The organism is Methylophaga sp. UBA4204 (assembly GCF_002379485.1).
Classification (GTDB): domain Bacteria; phylum Pseudomonadota; class Gammaproteobacteria; order Nitrosococcales; family Methylophagaceae; genus Methylophaga.
The window spans coordinates 5,755-12,979 of record NZ_DFTU01000038.1 but is presented as its reverse complement, the minus strand read 5'-3'; the positions used below and the strand labels follow the sequence as shown (position 1 = coordinate 12,979).

Sequence of the window (7,225 nt, the reverse complement as noted above, 5' to 3'; positions counted from 1 at the left end):
GGATCGGGATATTCAGAATAGCGTCTATGTTTCTCCGGAAATTGAAAACTATGTCGTACGTCTGTGGGATGCCAGCTGGGAACCTCATAAACTCGGTATTACCTTACCCGATGTCTACGTAGAGGATCTGGTCGTTGCCGGCGCCAGTGTTCGTGGTATGTCGGCGATGGTTCGTGCGGCCAAGGTTTGTGCCTGGCTGGAAGGGCGTGACCATGTCATGCCTGACGATATTCATTATGTATTACTGCCATCATTGACCCATCGTGTATTCCTGTCGCCGGTCTATGATGGCCGTCGTGAGCAGTTGATGCCGCAGTTTGTACAGGCGTTACGCGACCATATCGCTACGCCGTAAGCAGGCCTCATCATGAAGCCTATTCAACCTCAGGAATTTAGCTACCGCTTTCCAGATAAGGTTTTCGGACATGTGCCAGGTGCACACAACGGAACTGCAATGGGAAGTGGTGATCGTTTTGCCGGTTTTGCCGACTTGTTTGATTACCCCGACCCACGGCGTCTGGATGTGCGTGCCAGTTTACGCACTAATATTGCCGATTCCGCTTTAGGTAATCAGGAACGCTGGCTGGTTCGCCGTTATCAGCAACGCTCTTCTATTACCTTATGGCTACTTGCCGACCTAAGCCGATCGATGTCGGTTTCAAGTGTCAGTAATGAACGGGTGGCTCGTCTGGCCCATATGATTGCTCACAGCTCTATTGGCTTTGGCGATCGGTTTGCCATGGCTGGATTTGACGCCATGTGGCGTAAAGATGTTTCAGTGATGCCAACCAGACAGCGCAGTATGCCTGCTTTGGCCGCTGAAAAAATCATTCATGCAGCGCCACCTTCAGAGCCTGGCGCGGCAGGATTATTTGATGCTGCAGATTTGATTACCAGCCCTAAAGCCATGGTGTTTATTGCATCAGACTTTTGCTGTGATATTGACCTGGTGGATCGCACTTTACGCAAGTTGGCACATTACACGGTGATACCTATCGTCTGGCAACATGATGAAGTGGATCATCTGCCTTCACATGCCGGTTGGACTGAAACCAGGGATTCTGAGACCGGAAAACGTCATAGCGTATGGATTCGGCCGGGTATCAAAAAACGTTGGCAGCAGCAATTGGATGAACATTTTGAGAAATTGACGGCCTGTTTTATGCGCTATCGCGTTAAGCCGCTTTTTGTCTCTGGAGAGGTCACCCCACAACAATTGACCCAGTATTTCTCCGCCATGAAAAAATCATAGGAATGCACATAATGCGCCGTTGGATCCTCATTATCAGTTTTATTTTCAGTAGTCAGCTCATGGCTCAGGATGTGATCATTAACATTGATCGCAGTTGGGGCCTTTTGATTGGTGATATTGTAACGACCAGCATTGTTCTGCCGGTAAGTGTCAGCGATATTGATGCAGACAGTTTGCCGCAATTGAACAAACGACATGGGCCTTGGCTTAATCTGCAGCAGATATCAAGTAATAATAATGTGCTTGAGCTGCAGTATCAGTTGGTTAATGTACCTGCTGAAACACGCACATTACAGACTCCCACCTATACCCTCAGAACCAATGCGGGTGAATTGCTGGATATTCCGTCAGCTGAATTTTCTGCCGGATCTTTTTTGAATGCCACTGAAGAAAATGCGATGGAAATTCCGTTACGTGGTGATCAGCGTTTACTTCCTGCAGACTTTGCTTCGCTGCAAAAACAACTAACATATGCCATTGCCGTCGCTTTGATTACGGCACTTATATGGCTGGTCTGGCATATTGGCTTACGCCCGGGCAAACGTCTGCCGTTTGCTAGAGCGGTATTTTCAATGAACAAATTACGCTGGTTTGGACATAAAGACGTGGATGCTGCCACACGCGTTATGCATCATGCATTTAATGACAGTGCCGGCACGGTGGTGATTTACAGTCAGATTCAGCAATTGTGGGATGCCTGTCCGTGGTTAGCTGATTTACAGCCAGAGATCACAAGGTTTTATCAGCAATCAGCATCACACTATTTCAGCCGGGAACCTCAGCAGAATGCGGATTTTGACAGTTTGATTAAACTGGCTCGTGCCTGCCGGGCGAGGGAGAAAATGGCATGATGCTGTTTGGGCTCGAATGGGCTTTCCCCCTTGTATTTTTGTTATTACCGATGGTGTTATTACCATGGTTTAATAACAATCTGGATAAAACGGTGGCCTGGACAGCGCTAGTACCACACGATCCGTTATCCCGAACCATTAGCCTGACGTTGAAAGTGTTGTCTTCCGTGGTTATTGCTGCTTTATTGCTCGCTGTTGCCAGCCCGGCTATACCGGAACGAACCGTGGAGAGGTTTGGTGAGGGAGCTGAGATTGTATTACTGCTGGATCGTAGTCGTAGTATGGACGATGCGTTTGCTGTGACCACTCAGGCTGCTAATTATTCTGTTGCAGGCGACAATTCCAAACGTCGGGTTGCACGAACCTATCTGACTGAGTTTGTAAAAAAACGTCCCGATGATCGGTTTGGTTTTGTTTTCTTCAGTACGAATTCGATCAATCTGTTACCACTGACCTATAGTAAAGAAGCTATTCTCAATACGATTGAAGCAAATTCTTTAGGTAAGGGCTTATCCGATACCAACCTGGCTGATGCGTTAATGAATTCGGCTTTAATGTTTGAGGATCAGCCCTATCGTGGTTCGCGAATTGTTTTACTGGTCTCTGATGGTGGTCAGTTAATGACCGATGAAGCCATGGAATTAATCACCAAACGTTACAAGGAGATGAATCTTAGTATTTACTGGATTTATCTCAAAGCCAGACAAGGCATGACGCTGGAACCGTCGGAAAATGACAATATTCTCTATACCGATCTGCCCGAGCGTAAAGTTCATGAGTTCTTTAAAAGTATTGGCATTCCTTATCGGGCATTTGAAGCTGGATCATTGGAAGAGTTTGCTGCGGCGATGGATGAAATTGACGAACAGCAATATCAGACCTTGATTGTCGAAGAGCTGGTGCCGCACGAACCCAAGGCAGACTGGTTTTTATGGTTAGCGTTGCTTGCCATGCTGCCGTTGGCAAGTTCACATCTATATAGTTACTGGGGAGTTCGAAAAGCACATGAGTAACACATTAAAATTATTACGCTGGGTGTTGCTGTCGATTTTTGTTATCAGCATTGGTGTGATGTTGTTATCAAGTTGGCAGTTATGGCAGCAAAAAAGAGTTGAAGCTTTTGTCATTGCTCCCGAACAATATGAAACGATTCCGGAGCATCCTCGGGCACATTTTGCACAAGGCAGCTATCTGGTTGAACAAAACGAGAACGATGCAGCTTTAGAGCAATACACCTTGGTTCTTGGCAGCCAGCAAACAGAGTTGTTACCTGCTGCCTATTTCAATCGTGGCAACATCAATTTACGTGAAGCGATAGCAATGGATGGCAATGATCCGCAAATGATTCCACTGGTTGAATTAGCTAAACAGGATTATCGCAGTGCTCTGAAACAACAGCCGGATTTCTGGGATGCGCGCTTTAATCTTGAGGTAGCACTGCGTTTAGTGCCAGAAGATCCTGAAGTAGATGGTAATTTTAAAAAGCAGGAGATCTACAGCGAGCGCAGTATTGAAACCAAGGCATTCAAGGTTGATTTACCATGAGGCTGAGTTATCCTAAACGTATATTTTTAACAGCTCTGGTCATGCTGATCAGTCTGTTAATGATTATGGCGGCTCTATGGTTACCTCCGGTGGATCGCGAAATAGAGGTGATGGACAGTCTATTTGTCATTGATATAACCGACAGTATGAACGTGGAAGATGTTAGCTTTGGCAGTGAAACCATTACTCGACTGGACTGGGCCAAGGAATATACCCGTCAGTCAATTTTGAGTATGCCATGTGGTTCTCATGCCGGCCTGGCAATTTTCAGTGAAGCTCGCAGCCTGATTCTGATGACGCCCGTTGAAGTCTGTGCCAATTATCATGATCTGATGCAGATGCTGTCTCAATTTCATCCAACGATGGCGTGGGCTCGTTCCAGTGAAGTATCCAAAGCGCTCTATACAGCGATTCGTCAGGCTAAAGAAATTACCCCACAGCCAACGGTTGTATTTTTAACTGATGGTCATGAAGCGCCACCGGTTCATGAAACACTTTTTCCCAAATTCACTGACACACCAGGCGAAGTACCTGGAGTGATCGTCGGTATTGGGGGGAGTGATCTGGTGCCTATTCCAAAAACCAATGAGTTTGGTGAAATAGAGGGATATTGGGAGATCAACGAGGTTATGCATAAAGATGTGTACGCATCAAGTCGAGGAGATGCGGCCGAGCTCAATAATAACCGTCCGCGGACAGAACATTTATCTTCGCAGAAGAAGTCTCATATGGAAACGGTCTCAAGACGGGTTGGCTTTGAGTTTATTTCTTCACCAACATCCCCACAGAAACTGATCAAAGAAATGCAGAAAATTTCTGACACCCGGCAGCAACCGGTCAAATATGATTTGTTTGTCTGGTTGGCATCAATCGCCTTAATTTTACTGCTTCTGGTATTTTTACCTTACAGTCTGTTCACCAAACAGCATGAGTAAGCTGGAGTTTACCTTTTTTATCAGGCGAAATGGAATTTCAATATTGAAACTTCTCTAACCTGTTTGATTGTCTGTAAAGCATGAGTTGGTCACATCCATATCTGCTTTATTTATTGCCACTGGTGCTGCTGCCGTGGGTAAGTCGTAATACTGAAAAGCAAATTGTCTGGGAATCATTATTACCTCACGATACTGTTTCCACAGTTATGGGTTATACACTGCGTGTAATGACATCGATTGTGATTGCTGCATTACTCATGGCGGTTGCAGAACCACATATCCCTGAACATACGGTGCAGCGCAGTGGTCAGGGAGCAGAAGTCATTATTTTGCTGGATCGCAGTCGCAGTATGGATCAGCCTTTTGCTCGCCGTCACACCTATCGTCTCTCCACTAAAATGAATTTCAAGGAAAGCAAGCGCAGTGTTGCCCGTTATTATTTGACCGAGTTTGTTTCCAGTCGTCCTGATGACCGTTTTGGCTATGTGTTTTTCAGTGAACAGGCAAGCGGAATTTTGCCATTAACCTACAGTAAGGAAACCACACTGGCCACTATTGAAGCAGGAGGGTTAGGCCGCGGATTGACCAAAACCGATATCTCTGTGGCATTAAAAAAAGCAGGTGAAATGTTTGATGGAGAAGTCTATCGGGGAGCGCGAATTGTGTTGTTGATTTCCGATGGAGGACAAATTTTATCCGCTGAGCAGGAACAACGGATTAGCCAGATATTACAGGACAATAATCTCAGTTTATATTGGATCTATCTGCGTTCCGTCAGTGGCATGACGCTTGACGAAATGCCCGGTGAAAGCGTGCTCTGGCAGGGAGCACCGGAAAGACATTTACATACTTTTTTCAAAAGCCTGTCGGTTCCTTATCAGGCTTTTGAGGCTGGTTCGCTCGATGAATTTGCAGCAGCCATGAAGAATATTGATCAACAGCATTATCAGACGTTACTAGTCGAACGCAAAATGCCGCGTGAATCACTGGCAGACTATTTCCTATGGGTAGCAATGGTGGGTTTGTTGCTGCTGACCGCATCACAGATATACACTTGGTTTGGTGTATCGCGGGCGTATCGTTCGACACGTCATTGACCAATAGCAGGTTGAATTTAAATCTAACCATGACAAATCTTTTTCTCGACATTTCTCTGTCTCAGCAGCGTTGCCAGCTAATAAGGGATGACAAGGTGCTGTTTTCTGCATCTGTTTCAACGGCTTTAAATGGACCCGGTGAACAGGAAGGTTCAGGATGCACTCCCAGAGGCTGGCATATAATCAGGGCATGTATTGGTGAGGGGCAACCGGTTAATACCGTGTTTCGTGGCAGACGGCCTACTGGTGAAATTTTTTCACCACTGCTGGCGAAACAATTTCCCGATAAAGACTGGATTTTAACGCGCATAATCTGGTTAAGCGGACTGGAACTTGGCAGGAATCGACTGGGAAATGTTGATACAATGCGTCGCTATATTTACATACATGGCACACCGGATAGCGAGCCAATGGGCATCGCTAAATCCCACGGTTGTATCCGCATGCACAATCAGGATTTGCTGACGTTGTTTGATCTGGTCAAACCCGGTTTGAAAGTCCTCATTCACGAATAAGGTAATTACATGACATTAGGCCCGTTGATGGTGGATCTGATCGGCGTAACGATCAGTGAGAAAGAAAGAGAAATTCTTCAACATCCATTGGTTGGCGGTGTCATCCTGTTCAGCCGTAATTATGAATCTCCGGAACAAATTGCTGCACTGACTTCTGAAATCCACGCAATACGTCAACCACATCTCATCATTGCTGTGGATCATGAAGGTGGACGGGTACAACGGTTTCGTGAAGGCTTCAGCCGGCTTCCACCTGTTGGCACGTTAGGCCAGCATTACATGCAACATCCTCAACAATCCCTTAAACAAGCCGAAGTAACCGGTTGGTTAATGGCGGCAGAACTTCGTGCCGTGGGAGTGGACTTCAGTTTTGCACCGGTTCTGGATCTGGATTACGGCATCAGTGAAGTGATTGGTGATCGTGCATTTCATCGGGATCCACAAGCGGTTACCAAACTGGCTGCTGCTTATATCAGCGGCATGAAACAGGCTTACATGGCAGCTGTTGGTAAACATTTTCCTGGTCATGGTGCCGTGGAAGTCGACTCGCATTCAGGTCTGCCGATCGATACACGCTATCTGGAAGATATGTGGCAGGCTGATATGCTGCCATTTAGGCAACTTTGCTCACAAACCTTGGCGGGCATCATGCCAGCACATATTGTTTATGAAAAATGCGACAGTTTGCCGGCTGGCTTTTCACCCTATTGGATCCAGGAAATTCTGCGTAAGCGTATGGGCTTCCAGGGTGCAGTAATCAGTGATGATCTGAGTATGGCAGGTGCTGCCATTATGGGAGATAGTACAGCTCGTGCAGAAGCTGCTTTAGCTGCGGGTTGTGACTTGTTGCTACTTTGCAATAACCCCTCAGAAGTTGAAAGTGTGCTGGATAACCTTAAATGTGATGCCGATCCGCTAAGACATATGCGTCTGGTTCGATTGCATGGTCGTCACCCGATTGACCGCGAAACGCTAATGGCCAGCGACCAATGGAAACAGGCAGTTTATTCCGTTGCCAACTATGCACCTG

At 46.4% G+C, this 7,225-nt stretch carries 9 protein-coding genes; all 9 read left to right on the top strand.

The window, feature by feature from the left end; translation table 11 throughout:
* A partial coding sequence (locus B3182_RS05610) for an AAA family ATPase (RefSeq protein ID WP_414683338.1) occupies window positions 1–355 on the top strand: 355 nt, incomplete at its 5' end.
* Window positions 356–367: 12 nt separating this feature from the next.
* Entirely contained in the window at window positions 368–1,252 is an 885-nt protein-coding gene (locus B3182_RS05605; RefSeq protein WP_292355942.1) for an MxaS protein, read from the top strand.
* 11 nt (window positions 1,253–1,263) lie between these two features.
* The gene (locus B3182_RS05600) at window positions 1,264–2,103 is read left to right on the top strand and encodes a hypothetical protein (RefSeq protein ID WP_292355940.1); all 840 of its coding nucleotides are present in this window, start codon (window positions 1,264–1,266) and stop codon (window positions 2,101–2,103) included.
* A complete protein-coding gene (locus B3182_RS05595) occupies window positions 2,100–3,116 on the top strand; it encodes a VWA domain-containing protein (protein WP_292355938.1) in 1,017 nt (338 codons plus the stop codon). The genes B3182_RS05600 and B3182_RS05595 overlap by 4 nt, the downstream gene beginning before the upstream one ends.
* The gene (locus B3182_RS05590) at window positions 3,109–3,648 is read left to right on the top strand and encodes an MxaK protein (protein ID WP_292355936.1); all 540 of its coding nucleotides are present in this window, start codon (window positions 3,109–3,111) and stop codon (window positions 3,646–3,648) included. Before B3182_RS05595 ends, B3182_RS05590 begins: the two co-directional genes overlap by 8 nt.
* Window positions 3,645–4,583 (top strand): VWA domain-containing protein, encoded by a 939-nt coding sequence (locus B3182_RS05585; RefSeq protein WP_292403270.1) that lies wholly within the window; start codon window positions 3,645–3,647, stop codon window positions 4,581–4,583. Before B3182_RS05590 ends, B3182_RS05585 begins: the two co-directional genes overlap by 4 nt.
* 80 nt (window positions 4,584–4,663) lie before the next feature.
* The gene (locus tag B3182_RS05580; protein WP_292355932.1) at window positions 4,664–5,680 is read left to right on the top strand and encodes a vWA domain-containing protein; all 1,017 of its coding nucleotides are present in this window, start codon (window positions 4,664–4,666) and stop codon (window positions 5,678–5,680) included.
* A gap of 29 nt (window positions 5,681–5,709) precedes the next feature.
* A complete protein-coding gene (locus tag B3182_RS05575) occupies window positions 5,710–6,195 on the top strand; it encodes a L,D-transpeptidase (RefSeq protein WP_292355930.1) in 486 nt (161 codons plus the stop codon).
* A 9-nt stretch (window positions 6,196–6,204) separates the two neighbouring features.
* The coding region (gene nagZ / locus B3182_RS05570; RefSeq protein ID WP_292751905.1) for a beta-N-acetylhexosaminidase at window positions 6,205–7,225 on the top strand (1,021 nt) is incomplete at its 3' end.

Coding starts and splice junctions, on each gene's coding strand:
- B3182_RS05595 (WP_292355938.1), top strand. CDS start 2,100: ATGATGCTGTTTGGGCTCGAATGGGCTTTCCCCCTTGTATTTTTGTTA.
- B3182_RS05605 (WP_292355942.1), top strand. CDS start 368: ATGAAGCCTATTCAACCTCAGGAATTTAGCTACCGCTTTCCAGATAAG.
- B3182_RS05575 (WP_292355930.1), top strand. CDS start 5,710: ATGACAAATCTTTTTCTCGACATTTCTCTGTCTCAGCAGCGTTGCCAG.
- B3182_RS05585 (WP_292403270.1), top strand. CDS start 3,645: ATGAGGCTGAGTTATCCTAAACGTATATTTTTAACAGCTCTGGTCATG.
- B3182_RS05600 (WP_292355940.1), top strand. CDS start 1,264: ATGCGCCGTTGGATCCTCATTATCAGTTTTATTTTCAGTAGTCAGCTC.
- B3182_RS05590 (WP_292355936.1), top strand. CDS start 3,109: ATGAGTAACACATTAAAATTATTACGCTGGGTGTTGCTGTCGATTTTT.
- B3182_RS05580 (WP_292355932.1), top strand. CDS start 4,664: ATGAGTTGGTCACATCCATATCTGCTTTATTTATTGCCACTGGTGCTG.